The organism is Bradyrhizobium sp. TM239 (genome assembly GCF_036247985.1).
GTDB lineage: Bacteria > Pseudomonadota > Alphaproteobacteria > Rhizobiales > Xanthobacteraceae > Bradyrhizobium > Bradyrhizobium ottawaense.
The window spans coordinates 124,136-147,523 of the sequence record NZ_BTIR01000024.1 but is presented as its reverse complement, the minus strand read 5'-3'; the positions used below and the strand labels follow the sequence as shown (position 1 = coordinate 147,523).

The window sequence follows — 23,388 nt, the reverse complement described above, 5'->3', positions numbered from 1 at the left end:
GCGAATTGGATGATGCGGTCTGCCTGGTTGGGCTCGCTCGCACCTTCGGAAGACTTGACCGTAGCAACGACGGCCAGGACCACACGGTTTTGCCGTACGCGCGTTCGCTGGTCACCACATTATCTCCCGGCCTTGTCGACGTTGCCGAAAGAATGTGGCGAGACGAACTGAACAGCGCCGTCGTCTGCACGAAGCCTCGGGCTCACAGGGACTACCCGCCCTGCCCGCGCCTCTCGCGCCGACGCTGCCGCGTCCACCGCAAGCCCGGCTCGCGATGCGTGACGACACATGATCGCCCCTCTTGGTGAGCCGGGATGAACGACACATACGCCAAAACCGAATTTCGGCAAAGCGGAATATTTTTGTGCGCGTGGATTGACAGAGGGCGACACAGGCGCGGTCCCGTAGCCCGGATGGAGCGCCAGCGTAATCCGGGTACGGCCACGAGCGGCCGCTCAGGCCGACATCGCTCGCTTGCGTCCGGCCGGGTCGACCAGACGGACGATCTCGCAGACGGCGACGAGGCCGGCGAGCCAGACGGCGCAGGTCAGAGCGATGCGCGTCACGATGGCGGCGGTGAAGGCGCCCTCGCCGCCCAGCAACGGCGTCGCGGCGAGCAGCGCGAGCTCATAGACGGCGTAGGCGGCGACGAGCGTGATCGCCAGCGCCAGCGGCGTGCGGCCCTGCGGCAGCAGGCCGAGCACCGCCGAAGCTGCCGCGGTCGCCAGAAGCGCAGCAGCGCCGATGGCAAAGCCCCAGGCGATCGTGCCGGCGTCAACGGGATAATGCAGCACGCCGAAACCGATGGTCTGGTTGACGAGCCAGGTCCCGGTGACGACGAGCAGCGCCGGCCGCTGCGGCAGCATCGCCGCGGCAACGACGGCGAAGGCCGCAAACGGCGTGGCACAGGCGAACGCAAAGCTTGCGAGCGCGCACGAGGCCGTCAGCAGCACGAAGCAGAACATCGGCGCAAGGCGCGGCGCGACCGGGTGAAGCCGGAAGCGGTCGCCGTGAGACGGCAGGATGCTGAGGGCCATGGTTGTATCTCCTTCTCTTTCGGATGCTGGTCCATTTGCGGGCGTGTGACAGCCCTGGCGAAAATCAGAACGTTGCGCCGGCCTTGAGCAGATAGGTGCGGCCAGGCAACGGATAGGCGCTGAAGCGGCCGTCCGTGAAGGTGCTCGCGATCGCATAGTCGTAGTAGAGGGCATTCAGCACATTGTTGACGCTGAGAGACCAGAAGTAGCGCTCATACCGGCCGCTGAGCTTGAGGTCGATGGTGCCGTTGGCGGGGATCGGCTTCTGCGTGCCCGCCTGGTCGTTGTCCATGCGCCGCTCGCTCCAGAAGCGCGCGGTGGCGTCGAGCACCAGATAGTCCTGCCAGATGTTCCACGTGACACCCGCACTCGCCGTGTAGCGCGACACCAGCGGCACGTCGTTGCCGGCCCAGATGCCTTCGCGGAAGACGGCGCGGGTGTAGGCGATTCCGGAGCGCAACAGCACAGCGTCGTTGACGCGATAGGACAGGCTGGTCTCCGAGCCGTAGCGCCGGGTCGGATCAAGATTGGTGTTGTAGAACAGGACCGGGTTGAAATGGACCTCGTTGGTGAGATCCATCAGATAGAGACTGCTTTGCAGCTGCAGCCCGCCTCCCTTGATCCGCACACCGCCCTCGATGTCCTGCGAGGTCTGGGTCTTGAGCTGGAACGTTTGCGGGATCGCAGCGAAGGTCAAGGGATCGAAGGAAGGCCCAGAGGACAGGCGCTCGTCGACATCAGGCGTGCGGAACGCGCGCGCGCCGCGGCCGAACAGCGAAACCTGGTCGTTGAGGCGATGCTCGGCCCCGAGATGCAGCGCGTATTGGGTCTCGTTGCTCGTCAGCGGCAGCGCCCCGATGTCGGCGTTGAACGGCGCGGCCGGGTCGAAATTGTCGCGTGCCGCAAGACTGACGTTCTGCACCCGCGCGCCGTAGGAGATGTCGGTCGTGGGCGCTATCCCCAATGTGTGCTGGAAATAACCCGCAACCGTCTCCTGCCGGAGGTCGTAATTGTGCCAGGGGGCGAGCCCCTGCCCGGCGCCGCGGTTCTGCTCAAAGCTCGCGTCGTAATAGTCGATGCCGGTCAGGAGTTGCGACGGCATGCCGAGCAGCAGGCTCTTCACGCTGAGCCGCGGCGTGATCGACCATGTCGTCAGGTGGGAACCGACATAGGTCGACGTGAAGAAGGCCGGAACCGGCGTCGGGGTGGAGAAGAACGCACTCTGCTGCTTCTTGTCGCGCACGCCGCCATCGACGATGAGATCGACGCCGTTGACCAGGGTCTTGGTGAAGCCCGCGGTCGCACCAAAACCCTGCTGGTTGGCGTAGTTGAAGGGCGTGCTGGTCCCTCGCCGGTTGGCCCTGAGCTCGTCGAGGCCGATCGAGGGATCGACGGTGCGGCCGCCCGGCAGCCGCAGCTCCTGATTGTCGCCGGTGACGGTGAGAAAGGCCGTCAGGCCCGGCGTGGTGTAGTTGAGATTGCCGACGCCGTTCTGCTGCGAATAACGATTGTTGTCGCGATAACCATCGGTCCTGACCGTGTTGCCATAGAACGAGGTCGACCACGGACCGGCATTGAGCGAGGTCGAAACGTTGCCGAGTCTGGTGTTGAATGAGCCGAAGCCGGCCTCGATGCGCGCGGTCACGGGCGGTCCGCCGACACCATTTTTGGTGACGATGTTGATCACACCGCCGACCGCGTTGTCGCCATAGAGCACCGCGCCGGAATTGCCGCGCGTCACCTCGATGCGCTCGATGGAATTGAGCGGGATGGTGGAGAGGTCCACCTGCGCCATGTCGACGTCGTTCAGCCGCCGGCCGTTGACCAGCACCAGCGTGTTGGCAGTAGCAAAGGCGCCGAAGCCACGCAGGTCCACGCTGGTCTTGGCGCCGATCTGGCCGCCATAGAACGTCGTGATCTGGGCCCCCGGCGTCTGCGTCGCGATGATCTCGGCAAGCGTCTGCGATGGCGCATGCGCGATATCCGCGGCCGTGATGACGGTCGTGGCGGCCCCGACGATGCCGCCGGTGCCGGCGGCAGCCTCGCCGCCGGAGCCGGATGAGCCGGCGCCATTGCCTGCCGGCGCGACATTCGTCCTCACCCCCTGCCGAGCCGCCTCGCCGTCACCGATCGCCCTGGCGCGCGTGCGGTTCTGATCGTCGGGCCTGGTCACCTCGATCGGCGGCAATTGCTCGGCAAGCGCCTGCTGGGCGAAGGCGGAGGACAGATCGAGCGAAGGGAAGGAAACGGATGCGAGCAGGCCGACGCTGAGGCGCCTGGCAGCAGGGACAAGACGGGACACAATGGTAACCTCGGTATGACGTCAGTGGCACGTCACAGCGAACGAGATTTCACGGCAGAGCGATGGATTGCTCCGGTGAAGCCAATGTCTGTACTCCCCGACCGACATCTTCGCGTGTGACCACGGCTGACGGCAGGTCTCCTGGCTCGCGGGTCGTGACCTTGCGTCGCCTTCCCAGGACCGAGTTTCCCAGTGGCATGAGACGAAAGATTCACCGCTTACAGTTGCGGGGGCAGCCGTGGCGTTGAGATAATCCCGGCCTAGGGACAATCCCGCACCACATTCCCTTTTGATCTCCATGAGGAGAACCGTCGCCGATCATTTACGAGCCGTTCGCCCCGGGAGTCAATCGACCGTTGGGTGTCGGCCGCTCAGGTCCGCCCGCGCACACGTTGCGCCTGGGCCCAGGCGACAGCGACATCGCGGGGCGGAATATCGACGCGCTTGATCGGGGTCAATTCGCCGGAGGCCGAGACGATCGCGGTCTCCTCGCGCCGGCAGCGCGTGCAGACGAAGCGGACCTCGTGCGGGGACGCCGTCCAGCTCGACCGCTTCACGTTGGCTGCCATCGGCCAGGCATCGCAATGCGAGCACGACACCAGAAATCGGCCGGGATCGAGCATACCCATTTCCATCGGACTCCGCGTCCTGCCACTTGCTTCAATGATTGACCCATGTGAATCGTTCCGGTGCCCAGGCACCGCCCATTCCACGGGTTGCATCCCTGCAAGGCAGAAGGCGGTGCGCTCAGCGCGCGCCCTTGAGGGTGCAGGAGGTCGTGCAGGTGACCGTGGTGCCGCGATCGCACGATTTGCAGGCATTGACGCACTGGTTCATGTCGCGGGGGTTATAGCTGTAGTTCCGCATCGGGCAGGTCGGCGTCGAGCCGGTGATGTCCTGCTCCTGGTCGCAGGCCGCCGTCATGAGCGCGAATATGATCACGGCAACGAGGCGCATGTGATTGCCCTGTCAAACATGGCAAATGACACTCGCGAGGTGCGCTGCATTGCAGCGAACCCCGGCCTTTCCACCACGAGCGATCGCTCGCGAGCGTCAAGGATGCGCGCCAAACATTAAGAACGGATTGCAGCTGGCGTCAGGCCGCAGCCTTGGTCGCGATCGCCTGCCGCATGTCCACCGCCAGCTGTCGGTATTGTTCCGAGAGTTTCAGATAGAACTCGCGCTTGGTGCTGTCGGTGGCGAGCTTGGCGATCAGCTCGCATTCGGCGGTGAGCGTCTCGAACCGTTCCAGCCTGTCCTGAAGTTCTGTCATCGGCGTGTCCCCGTCAAACGCCTCAAGGACATCCAACCTAAGCCCGGGAAATAGGTCACGGCGAACATCGTTATCGAGTAGAAACGTTTTTTCCGGACAGGGCGAGCTGGCGCAACAAAAAAGGCTATTTCTGCTCCAGCCGCCAGGCGCCGTCCCACCCCTCTTCCGGCGGCTTGGCCTCGAGCTGCGCGATGCGGCCGAGCATCGTGCGCGAGGGGCCGTCACCGGGGATCGCTTCGAGCGCGGCGTTGAAGGCGGCGCGCGCCTCGTCGAAGCGGCGGGCCCGATAGGCGGCGAGCGCTTCGGCATAATGCGTGCGCAGGCTGTCCTGCGCGCCGGTGAGTGCGCCTGCCCGCGCCATCACCTCGAAGATCGGCTGCGGCGCGCTCTGGCCCGCGACCGCCAGACGATCGATCTCGCGCAGTTCGAGCCCCGAGCCGATCGCGTCAGCAGTTGCCTGCGAGATCAGGATGCGGGTGCCGTAGACCTTGTTGACGGCCTCCAGCCGCGAGGCCAGGTTCACGGCATCGCCCATCACGGTGAAGCTCATCATCAATTCGGAGCCGATGCTGCCGGTCAAAACCTCGCCGGTGGCGATGCCGATCCGCAGGTCACACGGCGCCGGCATGGCGCGGATGCCGAGCAGGTCGGGCAGCTGCTTCTGCAGCGCGGGCACCTGGTCGACCATCTCGGTTGCGGCGATGCCGGCCAGGAGCGCCTGCTCGTCCTCCTCGATGAAGGGCGGCCCCCAATAGGACATGATGGCGTCGCCGATATATTTGTCGATGATGCCGCGATTACCCCTGATCGGTCCGGACATCACCGTGAAATAGTGGTTCATCACCCTGACGAGGCCGCGCGGGGTCATGCCCTCGCTCATCGAGGTGAAGCCGCTCATGTCGCAGAACATGATGGTCATGACCCGGCGCTCGCCGTCGATCGCGACCTCGGGCCGGTCGATCAGCCCCTGCACCACCTTGGGATCGATGTAGCGGCCAAAGGTCTCGCGGATGCGCTCGTTGTGCCTGAGCTGCTCGGTCATGCGGTTGAAAGCCGCGGCGAGCTCGCCGATCTCGTCCTGCGTGGAGACGGTGATGGTCTTGTCGAAGCGGCCGGCCTCGACCTCGCGGGTGCCGGCGAGCAGCAGCCGCACCGGGCGCGTGATGCCGCTGGACACCAGGAGCGCAAAGGCAAAGCCGACGATCGCCGCGAGCAACGTCACGATGCCAGAGACGATGATCGCTTGGTGCTGATGGCCGATCACCTGCGACGTGCTGGCGAAGACCTGCTTGAGCATGTCGGCCCGGATCGCATCGATCTTCTGGTTGAACTGGTCGCGCAGCGCGTCGATATGCTCGAGCGTGATGCGCGCTTCCGCCATTTGCTGTGCGTCGATCTGGTTGAGGAGTTTCGCGTGGCTCTCCTTCTGATCGCGGCGCAGCTCGCCGACGGCGGTCTCGATGCGGGTCTCGATCCGTGCCAGCGCGGCGTTGTCGGACGGCGTGCGAGGGTCGTCTATGATCGCGTTGATCAGCTTGCGCGCGCGCTCGGCCTCCTCCTCGATCTTCCGGTCGGCGTCCTCGAACTCGCGAAGGCGCGCCGCATAGGCCGCCTCGTCCGAGGACGCCTGCATCTTCGTCATGATCATCCGCCGCAGCGCCACCGATCGCTCCAGCGAGCGGATGTTGACGCGCGCGAGATCGCCATAGGCCGGGATGTAGCGGTTGGTCAGCTCGTCGAGCAGGACGCCGACCTGGCTCGACATCACCATCGACAGGATCGAGGTGACCAGCATCAGGACGATCAATCCGAGGGCGATACCGACGATCTTGCGCCTGATCGACTGGTTGAAAATCGGCATAGCTGCAGGGACAAAGGCCAAAGGGACGGAGCAAGGGAACTCCATACACCGGATCTTGCTGCGGGAACACGCGCAATCTGGTTCCTCCTGGCGCCCAGGACCATGGCCGGTCGTCGCGCGAGCCCGGATCGTTAACAAAGGTTAAAGGATCTGCCCCCAGCGGAAGTTCCCTCGGCACATCCGTATTTTGCCGCATTGTTGCGACAGCGTGAGGAATGCGAAACGATGCCATGGCATCGTTCTCGATGTCGTTGATTCTCAAGCCGCATGTCGTCGCGGACCTTGGTTTGTAGTGGTTTCGCAGGGGGACCATGGGATGAACCAGTGCCTACGCTCGCTCGCGTGTCTCGTTGCCGTGGCCGCAATGGCCCTGCTTCCCACCGAGCTTTCGGCGAAGAGCAGCCACAAATCGTCGGCGCCGAAGAAGTCGCATGAGGCAAAAGCCGGCAAGCAACGTCATGTCACGGCGAAATCGCGCCACGGCAAGCATGCCGAGGCCAAGCGCAAGTCGAAGAAGACCGACGACGAGCCCTCGGACAAGCCGGCGCCGCCGCCGCTGACCGGCGACCTCGCCGCGCTGAAGGACGCGATCGACCTCGCGCGCAAGGGCAAGACCGATGACGCGAGCGCGGCGCGCGACCGCATCACTGATCCCGCCGGACAGAAGCTCGCCGACTGGTTCATGCTGCGCCATTCCGAGAGCACGGCGAATTTCAAGCGTTATGCCGCCTTCCTCGCCGCGAATCCGGGTTGGCCGAGCAGCGCCCTGCTCCGCCGCCGCGCCGAGGCGCGGTTGTGGCAGGAGAAGGCCGACGCGGCCACCGTGCACAAATTCACCATGGACCGCCCAACCAGCGCCAAGGGCAAGTTCGCGCTCGCCCGCGTGCTGCTCGCTGAAGGGGATACCGACAGGGCCGCGCGGCTGGTGCGCGAGGCCTGGCGCACGGATGAATTGTCCGAGCGCAGCGAGGAAGACTCTTACGAGGCGTTCCGCGATCTGCTGACCGCCGACGACCATCGCGCGCGCATGGACAAGCGGCTCGGCGCCAAGGACTATGCCGGCGCCCGGCGCGCTGCAAAACGACTCGGCGAGGATGCGCTCGCGATCGTCAAGGCCTGCGCCGCCGTCACCGGCAAGGCCAGCAAGGCCAAGGATGATCTCGAGGACGTGCCGGCTGAAGCGCGCCGCGATCTCGGCTATGTGCTGTGCCGCGCCCAATGGCACCTCCAGAAGGACCGCATCGACGACGCCGCCGAGGTGATCCTGGCCGCCGCGCCCGACACCATGGCCGCCCAGGACACCGACGCCTGGTGGCGCGAGCGCCGCCTGCTCGCGCGCAAGCTGCTCGACCAGGGCAAGTTCAAGACGGCGTATGACGTGGTGCGCACCGCCGCGGTGCCCGAGAAGGAAGTCTACCGCGTCGATTATCATTTCATGTGCGGCTGGATCGCACTGCGCTTCCTCGGCGATCCCCAGGCGGCGATGGTGCACTTCGCCGCCATCGACGAAGGCTCGGCCAATCCGATCGCGCTGTCGCGCGCCCATTACTGGCGCGGCCGTGCCGCCGAGGCGATGGGTGCGGCGGCCGATGCGCGCCTGAGCTACCGGGCGGCGGCGCGCTATCCGACCGCCTATTACGGCCAGCTTGCGCGCGCCAAGCTCGGCCTCGACCGCATCGAGCTGCGGCCGCCCTCGCCCGTGCTGGCCGCGATCGACACCGCGCCCGCAGACGAGCGCGTGCGTGCCGCCGGCATGCTCTACGGCATCGGCGAGCGCGACACGGTGTTCTACTACGCCGAAGATTTCGCCAGGGAGAGCACCGACGTCGCGGCCCTCGAAGGACTGGGCGCACTGGCCGGCCAGCGCAGCGATGCGCGCGTGATGCTGGAGGTCGGCAAGTCGGCGCTGGCGCGCGGGCTCGCCCTCGACCATTACGCCTTCCCGACCATCGGCATCCCCGAGCATCAGCAGGTCGCGCCCGCGATCGAGACCAGCGTGATCTATTCGGTGGCGCGCACCGAAAGCTCGTTCGACCAGCGCGACAAGTCGCCGGCCAATGCAGTCGGGCTGATGCAGGTGACGCCCGAAGCGGGACGCGACACCGCGAAACGCTTCGGCCTGACCTACGACTGGGACAAGATGGTCTCCGATCCCGTCTACAACACGCAAATGGGCGCGGCCGAGCTCAGCGCGCTGCTGTCGGAATATCGCGGCAACCAGATCATGACCTTCGCCGGTTACAATGCCGGCCGCGGCCGCGTGCGCGAATGGGTGCAGGCCCGCGGCGACCCCAGGGATCCCAACGTCGATCCGGTCGACTGGGTCGAGCGCATCCCGCTGTCGGAGACGCGCAACTACGTCCAGCGCGTGATCGAGAACGTGCTGGTGTACCGCGCACGGTTCGAGGGCAGCAGCCTGGTCGCGGGCAAGTCCGACCAGCGCGTCACGACGCAGGAAGTGAGCGCGGCACCAGCGGTATCGGCCGCAGCCCCCTCGCCCTAGCCTCGCCACCGCCGGGGCTGGACGCGGCGCGGGCTGGACGCGGTGACTGCGGCCGACTGTTCTGCGCGGCCGTCATCGAGCTAGCCGTCACCTCCTTCCATGGTCAGAAGGTCGTACTCGCGCAGATATGCCTCGGCCAATGAGCGCGACAGCGCGCCCATCTGAATCATCCAGCCCCAGCCCGAGATCGCCGTCAGCACCGCGATCGCCTCGAACGGGCTGCGGGGCCACATCATGTCCATGGCCGTCTGCTGACGGTAGCAATCGTAGTCGCAGTAGCGCTCTTGCTTGGACACATGCCGGACGTAACTCGCACCCAGCGGCCGGACACATGCGCTGCAGACGCCGTGGCAGGGATGCTCCTGATTGACGAGCATGAATCTCAATGCCGTGTCCTCTCCTGCCGAAGGCAGATCCGCCGATGCGTCCTGCCAGCCTGACGGCTCAAGATGCCGCGCGCGTACGTCCCTCGATCAACGGCGCGGCCTCGTGATGAAGCGCGAAGCACTCGTAGCCGCAGTAGCGCAGCAGCGTCCTGGCGTCCCGCAGATAGCCACCATCGATCTCCTCGCAGCACCAAAGGCACGACGTCTTGCGGAACGGGGTTCTGCCGTTCACCAATATGAATCTCACGTGGCACCTCCCAACGCGAAACAGTAGACCAAGTCGACCAGAGAGGCGGACGGCGGTGGCGCGCAGATATGGTTGCGGCCGTCGGGATTGTCCCTGTTGCGCTCGACCTTCTGGGACGGGATCAGGATGTATTTGCCGTCTTCCCGGCGCCGCGCGTAGATCCTCCCGTCGACGTAGCGAATCTCGGTCGGGTAGCAATCGGCATTGTTGCAGCAGCTCAGAACCGGATTGTCCGGCATGTGCCAGCTCGAATAGAACTCCTCGTGCAGCAGTTGATCCTGAGGCGGATGGTGACGATGTGGCCCATCCCGTCCGGCTTCGTCGGCCTCCACGCCCGTCACCAGCGGAAGTGGCAGGGCGATCGCCAACAGCAGCTTGCAGGTAAGGTTCAACGCAGCCTCCCGACGAGAAATTGCCTGAGGTGGCAGACGCGGCGGCCGTTCCTCACGCCGCCTGATATCGGAACAACCAGCGGCGGTCGCGCTCGCGGCGCGCCCTGAACCGGTCGAGACATTTCCTCGAGCAGAGCGGCGTCCGCCAGGAATAGTATCGGATCAGGCCAAACTTCGCCGTGCAGACAGCACAGCCTTTGGTCTCGGGACGGCGCTCGGAATGCTCTGGGCTATCGCACATCATCCTCTCCTCTTGACCTCTTAGGGGTCCCGGCTTCCTTGTGCGCAAGCTCGGGTCGCCACGGTCGTCACGGAAAATGCGGCTTCTCAATCGTGACCGCCAATTCGTCCGGCAAGTCAGGGGCGGATGCAGAGCCTGGCTCTTTTGGGGGCAACACGCCCCGAGCCTTTCAGCGAATTGTGCTCCGCAATCGTCTCCTCTCGATTGACCGCAAAACTAGGCCGCCTGCACCGCATCGCTCAATTGTACGGAGGTAAATGCGCGCCAAAACTAGGGTTGTGCGAGCTATACGTAGGTTTGTGCCGTAGTTTTGCGGTCCTCCCCCGCCTGCGCAACGAGACGGCGCAACGCGCGCAAGCTGCACGGCAATCGGGAATTTTGCCGAGAATCCGACTTTGGTCGGAGGCAATTGCCCCTGTTCTGGCAAAGTGCTCTACTCGCCGTGACGCTAGCGCGCCGGGACGCTTGCGATGATGCCTGGCCAGATCACAAAAATCGGGAATTCGGCCGCACAATTCCTGCTCGGCGGCCTTGCGGCGCTTCGATCGTTCGGCAACGGCGAGAAGGACCGGTCCGCGGTCGCACACGCCTCGCGGCAGAACACCGATCTGCGCGACGCCGTGAAGCAATGGCACGAGGTGTTCGAGCACAACCCGGTCATGTACTTCATGGTCGATCCGGCCGGAACGGTGCTCAACGTGAATACGTTCGGCGCCGCACAACTGGGCTACACGACGGCCGAGCTGATCGGCCAATCCGTGCTGAACGTCTTCTTCGAGGAAGACCACGACTTAGTTCGTCAATGCGTCGCTTTGTGCCTCACGACCGTGGACCAGTCGCATACCTGGGAGATTCGCAAGTTCCGGAAGGACGGGTCGGTGCTCTGGGTCCGCGAAAACGCCAAGGCGATGCTGCGCGGCGACGGCACGCCGATCCTGCTGGTCGCCTGCGAGAACATCACCCAGCGCAAGGAGGCCGAGGATGCGCTGCGACAGAGCGAGGCCTACCTCGCCCAGGCACAGGAATTGAGCCACACCGGCAGCTTCGGCTTGAACCTCACCACCGGCGAGGCGGTCTGGTCGAGGGAGACCTTCCGCATCTTCCAATGCGACCCTGCGACGAAGCCGACCCTGAGCTTCGCGTTTCAGCGCATCCATCCGGAAGATCGCGACACAGTCCGCGGCACCCTGGATCGGGCCTACCGGCTGGCGGAGGATTTCGACCACGAATACCGCCTGCTGATGCCCGACGGATCGGTCAAATATCTTCATTCCGTGGCGCGCGCCGTGCGGCACCCATCCGGGCGCATCGAGTTCGTCGGAGCGGTCACCGATGTCACGATTGCGAAGGAAGCGGAACAGAGGCTGCGTCGCAGCGAAGCCTATTTGGCCGAAGCCCAACGCCTCAGCCATACGAGCAGCTGGGCCTGGGACGTTCATCGTCAGGAGTTCGCCTACCGGTCGGCCGAGCTGCACCGCCTGTTCGGGTTTGAGCCGGACCAGACCGATGTCCCGGCCTCGGCTTTTCAGCAACGTATCCTGCCGGAGGACTTTCGGCGGATTGTCGAGGTGGAACGGGAAGCTGTCAGGCAAAAGCAGCCCTTCCAAATCGACTTCCGGATTGTGCGCCCCGACGGTTCGATCAGACGCGTCCACAGCGAGGGACATCCTGTGATCGGCCGCGACGGCGAGGTGATGGAGATCATCGGCACGCACGTGGACGTCACCGAGCAGTTCGCGGCGAAAGATGCGCTGCATAAGGCGTTCGACGAGCTCAAGACATCCGAACAGCGATTCCGCGACTATGCCGAAACCGCATCGGACTGGTTCTGGGAGACCGGGCCGGACCACCGCATTACCAGGATATCGGAGCATGCCGAAACATCCAGCGCGGCGCCGACGGGCCTGATCGGTCTGACCCGCTGGGACATTCCGCCCGATGCCGAGCTCGAGCCGGATAAATGGGAGCAGCATCGCGCGGCGCTCGATGCCCACGTTGCGTTCCGCGATCTGATCTACCGCAGCAGGGATGGGAACGGATCTCCAATCTACGTGCGGACCAGCGGCAAGCCGTTCCATGATGCGACAGGCAATTTTCTCGGCTATCGCGGCGTGAGCAGCGACGTCACGGCGGCGATCCGCGTCGAGCAGGCGGAAGAGGCGCTGCGCAAGGCGCAAGGCGAGCTCGCCCACGTCACCCGCGTCACGACGCTCGGCGAACTGACCACCTCGATTGCCCACGAAATCACCCAGCCCCTTGCCGCGGTGATCTCCAATGCCGACGCTTGCATCGGTTGGCTCGACCGCGACCCCGCCGACCTGAAGGCCGCGCGCCGTTCAGCAGAATGGATTGTCGAGGATGCCAATCGGGCAAGCGAGGTGATCCGCCGGATCAGAGCGCTTGCGAAGAAGACCGAGATCGAAATGGCTCCACTCGACATCAACCAGGTCGTCAGGGAGGCAGTGGCGCTGGTTCGACGCGAGCTCGCGATCCATGCGGTGTCGGTCCGAATGGAGTTGGCGTCCGACCTGCCCAGGATTTGCGGCGACCGGATCCAGCTTCAGCAGGTGCTGATCAACCTGGTGGTGAACGGCATCGAAGCCATGCACGCCAATGTCGACCGCCCGCGCGAGCTGGCGATCCGCTCGAGCCGGACGGACGACGACCGTCTGCTCCTCACCGTGACGGACCGCGGTGTCGGCCTTGGAAAAGACGTCAAGGAGCGTATCTTCACCCCCTTCTTCACGACGAAATCGGGCGGTCTGGGAATGGGACTCTCGATCTGCCGATCGATCATCGAGGCTCATGCGGGCCGGCTTTCGGCCATTCAAAATGAAGGGAGCGGTGCAACATTCCAGATCGCCCTGCCCTTGCCACACAAGGACACGTCGTGACCGATCATGCCAAGCAGGCCCAGGCGAGCACCGGTGATCCGATCGTCCTGATCGTCGATGATGATCCGTCGATGCGCCGTGCGCTCACCAATCTCTTTCAATCGGTCGGTCTCAAGGTCGAAGCCTTCAGTTCAGCGGCGGAAATCATGGAAGCCAAACCGCCTGCGGTCCCCAGTTGCCTCGTGCTCGACATCCGCCTGCCTGGCTTGAGTGGCTTCGACCTCCAGGCGGACCTCGCCAAAGCCAATATTCACACGCCCATTATCTTCATCACCGGTCACGGCGATATTCCCATGACCGTAAGAGCCATGAAAAGCGGCGCGGTCGATTTTCTGACCAAGCCGGTTCGCGACCAGGACATGCTGGATGCGGTGCAGGCGGCGATCGAACGCGATCGCAAGCGGCGCGATGCCGAGCAGTCGATCTCCGGCGTGCGATCCCGTTTCGAGGGACTGACGGCGCGCGAACGCGACGTCCTCGCCCTGGTTGCATCCGGCCTGATGAACAAGCAGGTCGCCGCCGAGCTTGGATTGGCCGAAATCACCGTGAAGATCTATCGCGGCCAGATCATGCGGAAAATGGCGGCGAAGTCGTTGGCCGACCTCGTCAGAATGACCGACGCGCTCGGAATCCCGCGCAACAGGGGTCATCTGCAAACCTAAGTATGCTTTCCAATCTCGCTCCGGTGGCCCACTTTCCCTCAAGCGGCTGAATCGCAGCCGGCGGCTCCCCGTGCAGGAGCATTATATTGCCAGTGTCTTCGATCATTTCCGTCATTGATGATGATCCCTCCGTTCGTCTTGCGACGAACAACCTCCTGACGTCGCGCGGGTATACGGTCCACACCTTTGGCTCGGCTCACGAATTTCTCCAATCCGCCGAACTGGAGACGACCGGCTGCGTGATCACGGACGTGCAGATGTCGGTCATGAGCGGCGTCGAGCTGTTGACGCATATGCGCGGCCTCGGGCACATCACGCCCTTCATCTTCATGACGGCTTTTCCGGATGAGGCCGTACGCGACCGCGCACTCAGGGCCGGCGCGACCTGCTTTCTCGCCAAGCCGTTTTCAACGCCGGCTCTGATCCAGTGCCTGGAGGCCGCACTGTCGGACCCCGGTGCCGCCACGATGTGATGCGGCGGCGCCGCGTCCTCGACGGCCAGGACACGCCTGCGGCCATGCGGCGTGCTCAATCCACCTTGATGTTCGCCGCCTTGATCATCGGCCACCATTTTTCGATTTCGGCCTTCTGGCGGGCGCCGAGCGCTTCGGGCGTGAGCTGGTCCTTCGGCGTCATCTCCAGCCCCTGGCCTTCGAGCTGCTTCCTCACGGCGGGATCGTTCAGCGCTTCCACGGCTGCGGCGTTGAGCTTGGTCACGATCTCCTTCGGCGTGCCCTTCGGCACCCACAGGCCCGACCACAGCGTCATGTTGAAGCCCTTCAGACCCGCCTCCTCCGCGGTCGGAATCTCCGGCGCCGAGGCCAGGCGCTTGCTGTCGGTGATGGCGTAGGCACGGATGGTGCCGGCGCGGACCTGGGCGATCGAGTTGGAGGTCTGGTCGATGATGACATCGATCTGGCCGGCGATGAGATCGTTCAGCGCGGGCGCGGTGCCGCGATACGGCACATATTGCAGCTTGATGCCGGAGACGCTCTCGAAATAGACGCCGGCGATGTGGCTGCCGGAGCCGGCACCGGCGGTGCCCGCTGTCGGCGGCGAGGTGCGCGACTTCAGCCATTCGATCAGCTCTTTCAGCGACGTCGCCGGCACCGCGTTCTTGCTGACGACGATCATCGGATTGCTCGGCAGCAGCACCACCGGCTCGAGATCGGTGACGAGGTCGTATTTGAGCTTGTAGACGGCGCCGTTGGCCACGTGGGTGCCGAGATGGCCGAAGGAGATGGTGTAGCCGTCCGGCGGCGACTGCACGGCGCGGCCGACGCCGATCGACCCGCCCGCGCCGGTGACGTTCTCGACCACCAGCGGCTGGCCGAGCGCAGTGCGCATCCGCTCGGCGAGCACGCGCGCCATCGCATCCGACGGGCCGCCGGCCGCGAAGGGCACGATGATGGTGATGGGATGGGTGGGATAGTCATCGGCGCGCGCGGCGCCGGTCACAGCGAGAATAGCAATCAGCGTAGCCCAGACGGCTTTCGTCATGTCTTCTCCCCAGCGATGTCGATATTGTTCTTGCTCTTCCCGCGTACGGGAAGAGGGATCGTTCGTGGCGTATTGCCGCGCTAGAACTGCGTATAGTCGATCGGCTTGTGGCGATCGAGCGTGCGGTCGACCTTCGGCAGCGGGTACTTCAGGCCGGTGGCGCAGTTGAACAGCATCACGCGGTCACCCTTCGAGACGCGGCCGTCGGCGAGGCTGTCCTTGTAGGCGGCATAGGTGGCGGCGCCCTCGGGACACAGCAACAGCCCCTCCTCGCGCGCGACCTCGTTCAGCGCCGACGAGATCTTGTCGTCGTCGACCGCGATGGCAAAGCCCTTGCTCTCGCGGACCGCGCGCAAGATGAGAAAGTCGCCGATCGCCTGCGGCACGCGGATGCCCGAGGCGATGGTGTGGGCGTCCTCCCAGCGCGTGGCGTGCTCGGTGCCGGCGTCATAGGCCCGCACCATCGGCGCGCAGCCGGAGGCCTGCACCGCGACCATGCGCGGGCGCTTCGAACCGATGAAGCCGATCTTCTCGAGCTCGTCGAAGGCCTTCCACATGCCGATCAGGCCGGTGCCGCCGCCGGTCGGATAGAAGATCACGTCGGGCACGTCCCAACCGAGCTGCTCGGCGAGCTCGAGGCCCATCGTCTTCTTGCCTTCGATGCGGTACGGCTCCTTCAAGGTGGAGGTGTCGAACCAGCCGACCTTGGCCTTGCCCTCGCCGACGATCTTGCCGCAATCGTCGATATAGCCGTTGACGCGGTAGACGGTCGCGCCCTGCAGCTCGATCTCGCTGACGTTCACCTCGGGCGTATCGGCCGGGCAGAAGATCGTGGTCTTGATGCCGCAGGACGTGGCGTAGGCCGCGAGCGCCGCACCGGCATTGCCGTTGGTCGGCATCGCCATGTGCTTGATGCCGAGCGCCTTGCCCATCGACACCGCCATCACCAGGCCGCGCGCCTTGAACGAGCCGGTCGGCAGCCGGCCCTCGTCCTTCACGATGATCTCGCCGCCACCGAGCTTCTTAGCCAGCTTGGGCAGCCGGATCAGCGGCGTCGTGACCTCGCCGAGCGAGACGATGTCCCGGCATTTGCGCACCGGCAGCAGCTCGCGGTAGCGCCACATGTCGGCGGGGCGTTCCTTGAGCGCATCCTTGGTCAGCGCCTTCTTCACGCCGGCGAGATCGTAGCGCACCAAGAGCGGCTTGCCGGCCTTGGAGAGATTGTGGACCTGGTCGGCGGCGTAATGATCGCCCTCCATCGCGCATTCGAGATGGGTGACGAAGGTCGGGCGTTCGATGGTGAGATTGTCGTTGTCTTTCACAACTGTTCTTTCATTTGGGGTTTGCAGTTAAGTCTTCAATAAGAACCACCGCGCGGGGTTCGCCCCGCAGCGTTGGGGTACTTTGCATCGACCGCGATGTTATCGTCCCTGCACAGACCGGAGTAGCCCCAAATAAGTAGGTGATCGCCAGGACGGGCGCTCGATTCCAGGTGACGTACAAACTCTTCGTATTCGTCGAAGATTAGCATCAAGGGAGCGGAACTGCGTGCGTACAAACGGTGCTCGAGAATAATCGGCTCACGTTCCAGAATATCCCGAACCTTGGCCAGAAATTCCGGCGCAAGGATATTGTTGCCCGCCTCCGACCAATCGTCACGAGCGGCCATTGCACGTCCCACTTAGATGTTCAGGACCCGTCCATAAGCATCCAGCACAGCTTCCTTCATCATCTCCGACAGGGTCGGATGCGGGAACACCGTGTGCATCAGCTCTTCTTCCGTGGTCTCCAGATTCATCGCGACGACGTAGCCCTGGATCAGCTCGGTGACCTCCGCGCCGACCATGTGGGCCCCTAACAGCTGGCCGGTCTTCTTGTCGAAGATGACCTTGACCAGGCCCTGATCCTCGCCGAGCGCGATCGCCTTGCCGTTGCCGACGAAGGGGAAGCGGCCGACGCGGATCTCGCGGCCGTTCTCCTTGGCCTTGGCTTCCGTCAAACCGACCGAGGCGACCTGCGGCTGGCAATAGGTGCAGCCCGGGATAAGGTTCTTGTCCATGGGATGCGGGTGCAGGCCCTTGATCGCCTCGACGCAGATCACACCTTCATGCTCGGCCTTGTGCGCGAGCATGGGGGGACCGGCGACGTCGCCGATGGCGTAGATGCCGGGGACGTTGGTCTTGCCGTAGCCGTCAATCACGATGCAGCCGCGGTCGGTCTTCACGCCGAGCTTTTCGAGGCCGAGATTTTCGATGTTGCCGACGACACCCACCGCCGAGATCACGCGTTCGAATTCCGTCGTGACGGGCTTGCCCTTGCCATCGTCGATGGTGGCAACCACGCTGTCGGCCTTCTTCTCCAACTTGGTGACCTTGGTCGAGGACATGATCTTGATGCCCTGCTTCTCCAGCCGCTTGCGGGCAAGGCCGGCGATCTCGGCGTCCTCGACGGGCAGGATTTGCGGCAGCACTTCGACCACGGTGACCTCGGAGCCCATGGTGTGGAAGAACGAGGCGAACTCGATGCCGATCGCACCCGAGCCGACCACCAGCAGCGATTTCGGCATCCGCTCCGGCACCATCGCCTCGAAATAGGTCCAGACCAGCTTCTTGTCGGGCTCGAGCCCGGGCAGCACGCGCGGCCGCGCGCCGGTCGCAACGATGATGTGCTTGGCCTGATAGGTCCCCTCGCCCAGCGCGCCCTTCGGGCCCTCGACGTCGGACTTCTTCACGGTGACCTTGCCGGGCGCGTCGATCGAAGCCGCGCCCCAGATCACGCTGACCTTGTTCTTCTTCATCAGGAAGCCGACGCCGTCGTTCAGCCGCTTCGAGACGCCGCGCGAGCGCTGCACCACGGCCTTCGGGTCGAACGAGACCTTCTCCGCCGACAGGCCGTAATCCCCGGCGTGCTGCATGTAATGGTAGATTTCGGCCGAGCGCAGCAGCGCCTTGGTCGGGATGCAGCCCCAGTTCAGGCAGATGCCGCCGAGATACGACTTCTCGACGATCGCGACCTTGAAGCCGAGCTGCGCGGCGCGGATCGCGGTGACATAGCCGCCGGGACCGGAGCCGATGATGATGATGTCGAAGGACGTGTCGGCCATGGCGGCTCCCGTTCAAGTCACGTGGACGCGCCGCGGGCGCGGCGCCTGGAAATCAAAATCCGGACCAGCCATTCGAGCAGGATTGCGCCGGCCATGATGGCCAGCGCGATCAGAACGACCGCCTGACCGATGCTCCGTGCCAGCTGCTCGCCGGCAAAGAACGCGGAATGCAGAGTATCGAGCCCGACCGGATTGAGCACAAGCACGGCCGAGAGCAACAGGGAGATCCAGGGCCAGCGCGTTCGCATTCACCCTGCGCCTCCCCGTCAGACCATCATCATGACGGGGTTTTCGATCAGCTGCTTGAAGGCGCCGATCAGCTCGGCGCCGAGCGCGCCGTCGATAGCGCGGTGATCACAGGACAAGGTCACGCTCATCATGTGCGCGATCTCGATCTTGCCGCCGCGTACGACGGGACGTTCCTCGCTGGTACCGACCGCGAGGATGGTCGCGTGCGGCGGGTTGATCACGGCGGTGAAGTGGCTGATGCCGTACATGCCGAGGTTGGACACGGCGGTGGTGCCGCCCTGGTATTCCTCGGGCTTCAGCTTGCGGGACCGTGCGCGCGCGGCAAAATCCTTCATCTCGTTGGAGATGGTCGAGAGCGTCTTGGTCTCGGCTTTGCGGATGATCGGCGTGATCAGGCCGCCCGGCATTGCGACCGCAACGCCGACGTCGGAATGGTGGTGCTTGACCATGCCGCTTTCGGTCCAGCTCACATTGCAGTTCGGGATCTTCTGGAGCGCGACCGCCATCGCCTTGATGACGAAGTCGTTGACCGAGATCTTGTAGAGCGGCTTCTTCTCCTTGTCCTTCGGCGCGGCGGCGTTGATCTCCTCGCGCGCGGCGAGCAGCTTGCCGATGTCGCAGTCGATGGTGAGGTAGAAGTGCGGGACGTTCTGGATCGACGCGGTCAGGCGCTGCGCGATGGTGCGGCGCATGCCGTCATGCGGGACGATGTCGTAGGAGCCGGGCTCGAACAGCGACAGGATCTGCTTGTCCGACATGGTCGGCGCGATCGCGGGCGCACCGGACGGCGCCGCCGCAGGTGCCTTCAGGCCCTTGCCGGACTTGGCCTGCTCGACGTCGCGCGCAACCACGCGGCCGTGCGGGCCGGTGCCGGTGACCATCGCAACATCGACGCCGGATTCCTTGGCAAGGCGACGCGCCAGCGGTGACGAGAACACGCGACCGCCCTGGCCATTGCTCTGCGCGGCGGCCTGCGGCGCCGGAGCAGCAGCGGGCGGCGGCGCAGCCTTGGGCGCAGCAGGCGCGGGCGCCGGAGCTTCAGCGGCTTTCGGCGGCGCGGCCGAGGCGCTCGGCTTCGCAGCCCCCGCGCCCGCAGCCTTGACGTCCTCGCCTTCGCCGGCGAGCACCGCGATCACGTCGTTGACCGGGACGTCCTGCGTGCCCTCGGGCACCAGGATCCTGGCGATCGTGCCCTCGTCGATGGCCTCGACCTCCATCGTCGCCTTGTCGGTCTCGATCTCGGCAATGACATCGCCGGATTTGACCTTGTCGCCTTCCTTCTTCAGCCACTTGGCGAGGTTGCCCTTCTCCATCGTCGGCGAGAGAGCGGGCATCAGGATGTTGATGGGCATGCTGACCTCAAGAAGAACTTTGCAAAAATTCGCCTCCGACAGCGGAGACGAACAGACCAGGTTTAGTTGCCGATGTCGCCCTGCCACAGGCGCTCATTGGCAGGGATGGAACGCCAATTCTTCATCATGGCGATGGAGCGGTCGTCGGCAAGGTCGATCCAGGGGATACCGAACTTGTCGAGGATGTCCTTGGATCCCTCGAAGGTGACGGATTCCCCGATCACCACGAGCTTGACCTTGAAGAGCCCCAGCGCGCCGGCACACATCGAGCATGGCGACAGCGTGGTGTACATGACGGTGTCGTGGAACGAGATCGCGCCAGCCTCGCGCAGGCAGCTCATCTCGCCGTGCAGGATCGGATTGTTCTCCTGCACGCGGTTGTTGTGGCCGCGGGCGATGACCTTGTTGTCGCGCGTCAGCACGGCGCCGATCGGCAGGCCGCCCTGCGCGATCGAGGCCTCCGCCTCGCGGATCGCCTCCAGCATAAAATCGAAATGATGAGCTTCGATCGCCACGGTCAGTGCCCCTTGCCGCGCGGCGTCGTCGTGCCGGTGTCAGTGGGACGCTCGATCTCGGCCTGGAACATCTCCAGGATCCGGCTCAAGGCGTCCTCTTCGGTATATTCGCTCTCGCGCGCATAGGCGCGCGCGGCGTGGCGGGCGAGATCGACGAGCAGCAAGCCCCACATGTCGGGCTCCTCGAAGGCCCGCTGGAACGCCATCGACAGCCCGCCGTCCAGCACGAACACGCGCAGGATCTCGACCGCGTCATCGCGGGCGAGGACGTCGGGCGGCAGTGGCTGCTCCTTCGGGCCCGCCATGGTCTACCTGTAGCAGACGGCTTTGGCGGCCTCGACGACTTCTGCCGCCGACGGCAGCGCGAGCTTCTCCAGGTTCGCGGCATAGGGCATCGGCACGTCCTTGCCGGACACGCGCGTAACAGGCGCGTCCAGATAATCGAAGGCGTTCTCCATGATGCGCGCGGCGATCTCGGCGCCGACGCCGCTCTGGGCCCAGCCCTCTTCCACCGTGACGGCGCGCCCCGTCTTCTTGACGGAGTTGATGATGGTCTCGGTGTCCATCGGCCGCAGCGTGCGCAGGTCGATCACCTCGGCCTCGATGCCGTCCTTGGCAAGCTCATCGGCGGCCTTCAGCGCATAGGTCATGCCGTTCGACCAGGAGATGATGGTGACGTGGCTGCCCGAACGCACGATGCGGGCCTTGCCGATCGGGATCACGAAGTCGTCGAGCTTCGGCACCTCGCCGGTGTGGCCGTAGAGCATCTCGTTCTCGAGGAAGATGACCGGATTGGGATCGCGGATCGCAGCCTTGAGCAGGCCCTTGTAATCGGCGGCCGAGAACGGCGCGACGACCTTGAGGCCGGGAACGTTCGAGTACCAGGCCGAATAATCCTGGCTGTGCTGGGCGGCGACGCGCGCTGCCGCGCCGTTGGGCCCGCGGAACACGATCGAGCAGCCCATCTGGCCGCCGGACATATAGAGCGTCTTGGCCGCGGAGTTGATGATCTGGTCGATCGCCTGCATGGCGAAGTTGAAGGTCATGAACTCGACGATGGGCTTGAGGCCCGTCATCGCGGCGCCGACGCCGACGCCGGCAAAGCCGTGCTCGGTGATCGGGGTGTCGATGACGCGCTTGGCGCCGAACTCCTGGAGCAGGCCCTGCGTCACCTTGTAGGCGCCCTGATACTCGGCGACCTCTTCGCCCATCACGAAGACGTCGGCGTCGCGGCGCATCTCTTCGGCCATGGCATCGCGCAGCGCTTCGCGGATGGTCTGCGTCACCATCTCGGTGCCGGCGGGCACTTCGGGATCGGGCTCGGCGACGGCCTGCGGCGCCGGCGCAGCCTTGGGCGCGGGCGCCTCGGCCTTCGCGGCAGCGGGCGGTGCGGATTCCGCGGCCTTCTGGGCGGGTGCGGGCGCCTTGGCAAGATCGGCCGCGCTTTCGCCGTCGGCGAGGATGGTGGCGATCGGCGTGTTGACCGCGACGTCCGCGGTCCCCTCGGGAATCAGGATCTTGCCGAGCGTGCCCTCGTCGGTCGCCTCGACCTCCATGGTCGCCTTATCGGTCTCGATCTCGGCGATCACGTCACCCGACTTGATCGTCTCGCCCTCTTTCTTCAGCCATTTGGCGAGGTTGCCCTTCTCCATCGTGGGCGACAACGCGGGCATCAGCACTTGAATTGGCATATCGACTCCAAAAGAAAGCTTGCGCGCGTTCAGCGGTAAACGTCGGTCCAGAGCTCGGCGGCATCCGGCTCGGGATCATGCTGGGCGAAATCGGCGGACGCGTTGACGATGTCGCGCACCTCGGCGTCGATCGCCTTGAGATCGGCCTCGCTGACCTTGGCGGCCAGCAGGCGGTTGCGCACCTGCTCGATCGGGTCCTGGTCGTGGCGGACCTTCTCGACCTCCTCGCGCGTGCGATATTTTGCAGGGTCGGACATCGAGTGGCCGCGATAGCGGTAGGTCTGCATCTCCAGGATGAAGGGCCCCTTGCCGGCGCGGCACCAGGCGGCGGCTTCGTCGCCGGCGGCCTTGACGGCGCGGACGTCCATGCCGTCGACCTGCTTGCCGGGGATGTTGAAGGACACGCCGCGCTTGGAGAAATCCTGCTGCGCCGAGGCGCGCGAGACCGAGGTGCCCATGGCGTAGCGGTTGTTCTCGATGACGTAGATCACCGGCAGCTTCCAGAGCTCCGCCATGTTGAAGCTCTCATAGACCTGGCCCTGGTTGGCCGCGCCGTCGCCGAAATAGGTGACGCTGACATTGCCGTTGTCGCGATAGTGATTGGCGAAGGCGAGACCGGTGCCGAGCGAGACCTGCGCGCCGACGATGCCGTGGCCGCCGTAAAAGTGCTTCTCCTTGCTGAACATGTGCATGGAGCCGCCCTTGCCCTTGGAATAGCCGCCGCGGCGGCCCGTGAGCTCGGCCATGACGCCGTTGGCATCCATCCCGGTGGCAAGCATGTGGCCGTGATCGCGATAGCCGGTAATGACCTGATCGCCCTGCTTCAGGGCCATCTGCATGCCGACCACCACGGCCTCCTGGCCGATATAGAGGTGGCAGAAGCCGCCGATCGCGCCCATGCCGTAGAGCTGGCCGGCCTTTTCCTCGAACCGCCGGATCAGGAGCATGTCGCGGAGCGCCTTGAGCTCCTGCTCTCTGGTGAATTCCGGGGGCGAACCGCCGTCGGTCTTGTCCTGTGGAGTGCTTGCGGCGGCTTTCTTGGGTGCGGCCATGGGAATTCCGGGTCAGAGAAAACTTTCGTCCTCTCTAACCCAACTCAAACGCCCTTGGAAAGCACCGCAGCGGCCTGGCACGACTTTCATTATGCCGCACTGCAACGTGATCGAAATATTGGAAAATC

Annotated in this window: 23 protein-coding genes and 1 riboswitch; of the genes, 4 read left to right on the top strand and 19 right to left on the bottom strand. The window is 64.8% G+C overall.

Features of this window, described 5'->3' with window-relative positions; all coding sequences use genetic code 11:
- Positions 1 to 455: 455 nt before the first annotated feature.
- The 6 genes from AABA84_RS31915 to AABA84_RS31890 all read right to left on the bottom strand — a co-directional run bounded on the left by AABA84_RS31915 (position 456) and on the right by AABA84_RS31890 (position 6,473).
- Positions 456 to 1,037: a hypothetical protein gene (locus tag AABA84_RS31915; protein WP_338308037.1), complete on the bottom strand. Its 582-nt coding sequence runs from the start codon at positions 1,035 to 1,037 to the stop codon at positions 456 to 458.
- A 64-nt stretch (positions 1,038 to 1,101) separates the two neighbouring features.
- Positions 1,102 to 3,339 carry a TonB-dependent receptor gene (locus tag AABA84_RS31910; protein WP_338308036.1) on the bottom strand — a complete coding sequence of 746 codons (2,238 nt, stop codon included), beginning with the start codon at positions 3,337 to 3,339 and terminating at the stop codon, positions 1,102 to 1,104.
- 114 nt (positions 3,340 to 3,453) lie between these two features.
- Positions 3,454 to 3,667, bottom strand: a riboswitch (cobalamin riboswitch).
- Positions 3,668 to 3,710: 43 nt separating this feature from the next.
- Complete coding sequence (locus AABA84_RS31905) at positions 3,711 to 3,974, bottom strand: hypothetical protein (protein WP_338314102.1); 264 nt, start codon at positions 3,972 to 3,974, stop codon at positions 3,711 to 3,713.
- 112 nt (positions 3,975 to 4,086) lie between these two features.
- Positions 4,087 to 4,296 (bottom strand): hypothetical protein, encoded by a 210-nt coding sequence (locus tag AABA84_RS31900; RefSeq protein ID WP_028141611.1) that lies wholly within the window; start codon positions 4,294 to 4,296, stop codon positions 4,087 to 4,089.
- Positions 4,297 to 4,435: 139 nt separating this feature from the next.
- Positions 4,436 to 4,612, bottom strand: coding sequence for a hypothetical protein (locus AABA84_RS31895; protein ID WP_018320305.1), 177 nt, complete (start codon positions 4,610 to 4,612; stop codon positions 4,436 to 4,438).
- Between the two features lie 124 nt (positions 4,613 to 4,736).
- Positions 4,737 to 6,473, bottom strand: coding sequence for an adenylate/guanylate cyclase domain-containing protein (locus tag AABA84_RS31890; RefSeq protein ID WP_338314101.1), 1,737 nt, complete (start codon positions 6,471 to 6,473; stop codon positions 4,737 to 4,739).
- Between the two features lie 316 nt (positions 6,474 to 6,789).
- Between AABA84_RS31890 and AABA84_RS31885 the strand changes: the two genes are divergently transcribed.
- The gene (locus AABA84_RS31885; protein ID WP_338314100.1) at positions 6,790 to 8,976 is read left to right on the top strand and encodes a lytic transglycosylase domain-containing protein; all 2,187 of its coding nucleotides are present in this window, start codon (positions 6,790 to 6,792) and stop codon (positions 8,974 to 8,976) included.
- An 80-nt stretch (positions 8,977 to 9,056) separates the two neighbouring features.
- Here the strand turns inward: AABA84_RS31885 and AABA84_RS31880 are convergent, their stop codons facing one another.
- From AABA84_RS31880 to AABA84_RS31870, 3 genes are read right to left on the bottom strand one after another with little or no spacing between them, the layout of a single operon-like run.
- The gene (locus AABA84_RS31880) at positions 9,057 to 9,362 is read right to left on the bottom strand and encodes a hypothetical protein (protein ID WP_246550714.1); all 306 of its coding nucleotides are present in this window, start codon (positions 9,360 to 9,362) and stop codon (positions 9,057 to 9,059) included.
- Between the two features lie 58 nt (positions 9,363 to 9,420).
- Positions 9,421 to 9,609, bottom strand: coding sequence for a hypothetical protein (locus AABA84_RS31875; protein WP_049801976.1), 189 nt, complete (start codon positions 9,607 to 9,609; stop codon positions 9,421 to 9,423).
- Positions 9,606 to 10,001: a hypothetical protein gene (locus AABA84_RS31870; RefSeq protein ID WP_338308032.1), complete on the bottom strand. Its 396-nt coding sequence runs from the start codon at positions 9,999 to 10,001 to the stop codon at positions 9,606 to 9,608. The genes AABA84_RS31875 and AABA84_RS31870 overlap by 4 nt, the downstream gene beginning before the upstream one ends.
- Positions 10,002 to 10,712: 711 nt before the next feature.
- Here AABA84_RS31870 and AABA84_RS31865 point away from each other — a divergent pair.
- From AABA84_RS31865 to AABA84_RS31855, 3 genes are all read left to right on the top strand, one after another.
- Positions 10,713 to 13,136 carry a PAS domain S-box protein gene (locus AABA84_RS31865; RefSeq protein ID WP_338314099.1) on the top strand — a complete coding sequence of 808 codons (2,424 nt, stop codon included), beginning with the start codon at positions 10,713 to 10,715 and terminating at the stop codon, positions 13,134 to 13,136.
- Positions 13,133 to 13,798, top strand: a complete 666-nt coding sequence (locus AABA84_RS31860; RefSeq protein ID WP_212250985.1) for a response regulator transcription factor — start codon at positions 13,133 to 13,135, stop codon at positions 13,796 to 13,798. Before AABA84_RS31865 ends, AABA84_RS31860 begins: the two co-directional genes overlap by 4 nt.
- A 92-nt stretch (positions 13,799 to 13,890) precedes the next feature.
- Complete coding sequence (locus AABA84_RS31855; protein ID WP_445083432.1) at positions 13,891 to 14,271, top strand: response regulator transcription factor; 381 nt, start codon at positions 13,891 to 13,893, stop codon at positions 14,269 to 14,271.
- Between the two features lie 55 nt (positions 14,272 to 14,326).
- On the opposite strand, the gene AABA84_RS31850 is transcribed toward AABA84_RS31855, so the two are convergent.
- The 10 genes from AABA84_RS31850 to pdhA form a co-directional block, all read right to left on the bottom strand.
- Entirely contained in the window at positions 14,327 to 15,298 is a 972-nt protein-coding gene (locus AABA84_RS31850) for a tripartite tricarboxylate transporter substrate binding protein BugD (RefSeq protein WP_338314098.1), read from the bottom strand.
- Positions 15,299 to 15,378: 80 nt separating this feature from the next.
- Entirely contained in the window at positions 15,379 to 16,620 is a 1,242-nt protein-coding gene (locus AABA84_RS31845) for a threonine synthase (protein WP_338314097.1), read from the bottom strand.
- Between the two features lie 35 nt (positions 16,621 to 16,655).
- Entirely contained in the window at positions 16,656 to 16,967 is a 312-nt protein-coding gene (locus AABA84_RS31840) for a hypothetical protein (RefSeq protein WP_338314096.1), read from the bottom strand.
- 12 nt (positions 16,968 to 16,979) lie between these two features.
- Positions 16,980 to 18,401 carry a dihydrolipoyl dehydrogenase gene (lpdA, locus tag AABA84_RS31835; protein ID WP_338314095.1) on the bottom strand — a complete coding sequence of 474 codons (1,422 nt, stop codon included), beginning with the start codon at positions 18,399 to 18,401 and terminating at the stop codon, positions 16,980 to 16,982.
- A gap of 17 nt (positions 18,402 to 18,418) precedes the next feature.
- Positions 18,419 to 18,649, bottom strand: coding sequence for a hypothetical protein (locus AABA84_RS31830; protein ID WP_212250978.1), 231 nt, complete (start codon positions 18,647 to 18,649; stop codon positions 18,419 to 18,421).
- 18 nt (positions 18,650 to 18,667) lie between these two features.
- Entirely contained in the window at positions 18,668 to 20,002 is a 1,335-nt protein-coding gene (locus tag AABA84_RS31825; protein ID WP_212250977.1) for a pyruvate dehydrogenase complex dihydrolipoamide acetyltransferase, read from the bottom strand.
- Positions 20,003 to 20,064: 62 nt separating this feature from the next.
- Positions 20,065 to 20,517, bottom strand: coding sequence for a nucleoside deaminase (locus AABA84_RS31820; RefSeq protein ID WP_338308022.1), 453 nt, complete (start codon positions 20,515 to 20,517; stop codon positions 20,065 to 20,067).
- Between the two features lie 2 nt (positions 20,518 to 20,519).
- The gene (locus tag AABA84_RS31815; RefSeq protein ID WP_028149595.1) at positions 20,520 to 20,822 is read right to left on the bottom strand and encodes a DUF5076 domain-containing protein; all 303 of its coding nucleotides are present in this window, start codon (positions 20,820 to 20,822) and stop codon (positions 20,520 to 20,522) included.
- Positions 20,823 to 20,825: 3 nt separating this feature from the next.
- Entirely contained in the window at positions 20,826 to 22,208 is a 1,383-nt protein-coding gene (locus tag AABA84_RS31810; protein ID WP_212250975.1) for a pyruvate dehydrogenase complex E1 component subunit beta, read from the bottom strand.
- 29 nt (positions 22,209 to 22,237) lie between these two features.
- Positions 22,238 to 23,260 carry a pyruvate dehydrogenase (acetyl-transferring) E1 component subunit alpha gene (gene pdhA, locus AABA84_RS31805; RefSeq protein WP_212250974.1) on the bottom strand — a complete coding sequence of 341 codons (1,023 nt, stop codon included), beginning with the start codon at positions 23,258 to 23,260 and terminating at the stop codon, positions 22,238 to 22,240.
- Positions 23,261 to 23,388: the final 128 nt, after the last annotated feature.

What these genes read in the sequence shown, in the direction of transcription:
- AABA84_RS31915 (WP_338308037.1), bottom strand. Translation starts at nt 1,037, where the DNA reads ATGGCCCTCAGCATCCTGCCGTCTCACGGCGACCGCTTCCGGCTTCAC.
- AABA84_RS31905 (WP_338314102.1), bottom strand. Translation starts at nt 3,974, where the DNA reads ATGGAAATGGGTATGCTCGATCCCGGCCGATTTCTGGTGTCGTGCTCG.
- AABA84_RS31900 (WP_028141611.1), bottom strand. Translation starts at nt 4,296, where the DNA reads ATGCGCCTCGTTGCCGTGATCATATTCGCGCTCATGACGGCGGCCTGC.
- AABA84_RS31895 (WP_018320305.1), bottom strand. Translation starts at nt 4,612, where the DNA reads ATGACAGAACTTCAGGACAGGCTGGAACGGTTCGAGACGCTCACCGCC.
- AABA84_RS31890 (WP_338314101.1), bottom strand. Translation starts at nt 6,473, where the DNA reads ATGCCGATTTTCAACCAGTCGATCAGGCGCAAGATCGTCGGTATCGCC.
- AABA84_RS31885 (WP_338314100.1), top strand. Translation starts at nt 6,790, where the DNA reads ATGAACCAGTGCCTACGCTCGCTCGCGTGTCTCGTTGCCGTGGCCGCA.
- AABA84_RS31865 (WP_338314099.1), top strand. Translation starts at nt 10,713, where the DNA reads ATGATGCCTGGCCAGATCACAAAAATCGGGAATTCGGCCGCACAATTC.
- AABA84_RS31850 (WP_338314098.1), bottom strand. Translation starts at nt 15,298, where the DNA reads ATGACGAAAGCCGTCTGGGCTACGCTGATTGCTATTCTCGCTGTGACC.
- AABA84_RS31840 (WP_338314096.1), bottom strand. Translation starts at nt 16,967, where the DNA reads ATGGCCGCTCGTGACGATTGGTCGGAGGCGGGCAACAATATCCTTGCG.
- lpdA (WP_338314095.1), bottom strand. Translation starts at nt 18,401, where the DNA reads ATGGCCGACACGTCCTTCGACATCATCATCATCGGCTCCGGTCCCGGC.
- AABA84_RS31830 (WP_212250978.1), bottom strand. Translation starts at nt 18,649, where the DNA reads ATGCGAACGCGCTGGCCCTGGATCTCCCTGTTGCTCTCGGCCGTGCTT.
- AABA84_RS31825 (WP_212250977.1), bottom strand. Translation starts at nt 20,002, where the DNA reads ATGCCCATCAACATCCTGATGCCCGCTCTCTCGCCGACGATGGAGAAG.
- AABA84_RS31815 (WP_028149595.1), bottom strand. Translation starts at nt 20,822, where the DNA reads ATGGCGGGCCCGAAGGAGCAGCCACTGCCGCCCGACGTCCTCGCCCGC.
- AABA84_RS31810 (WP_212250975.1), bottom strand. Translation starts at nt 22,208, where the DNA reads ATGCCAATTCAAGTGCTGATGCCCGCGTTGTCGCCCACGATGGAGAAG.
- pdhA (WP_212250974.1), bottom strand. Translation starts at nt 23,260, where the DNA reads ATGGCCGCACCCAAGAAAGCCGCCGCAAGCACTCCACAGGACAAGACC.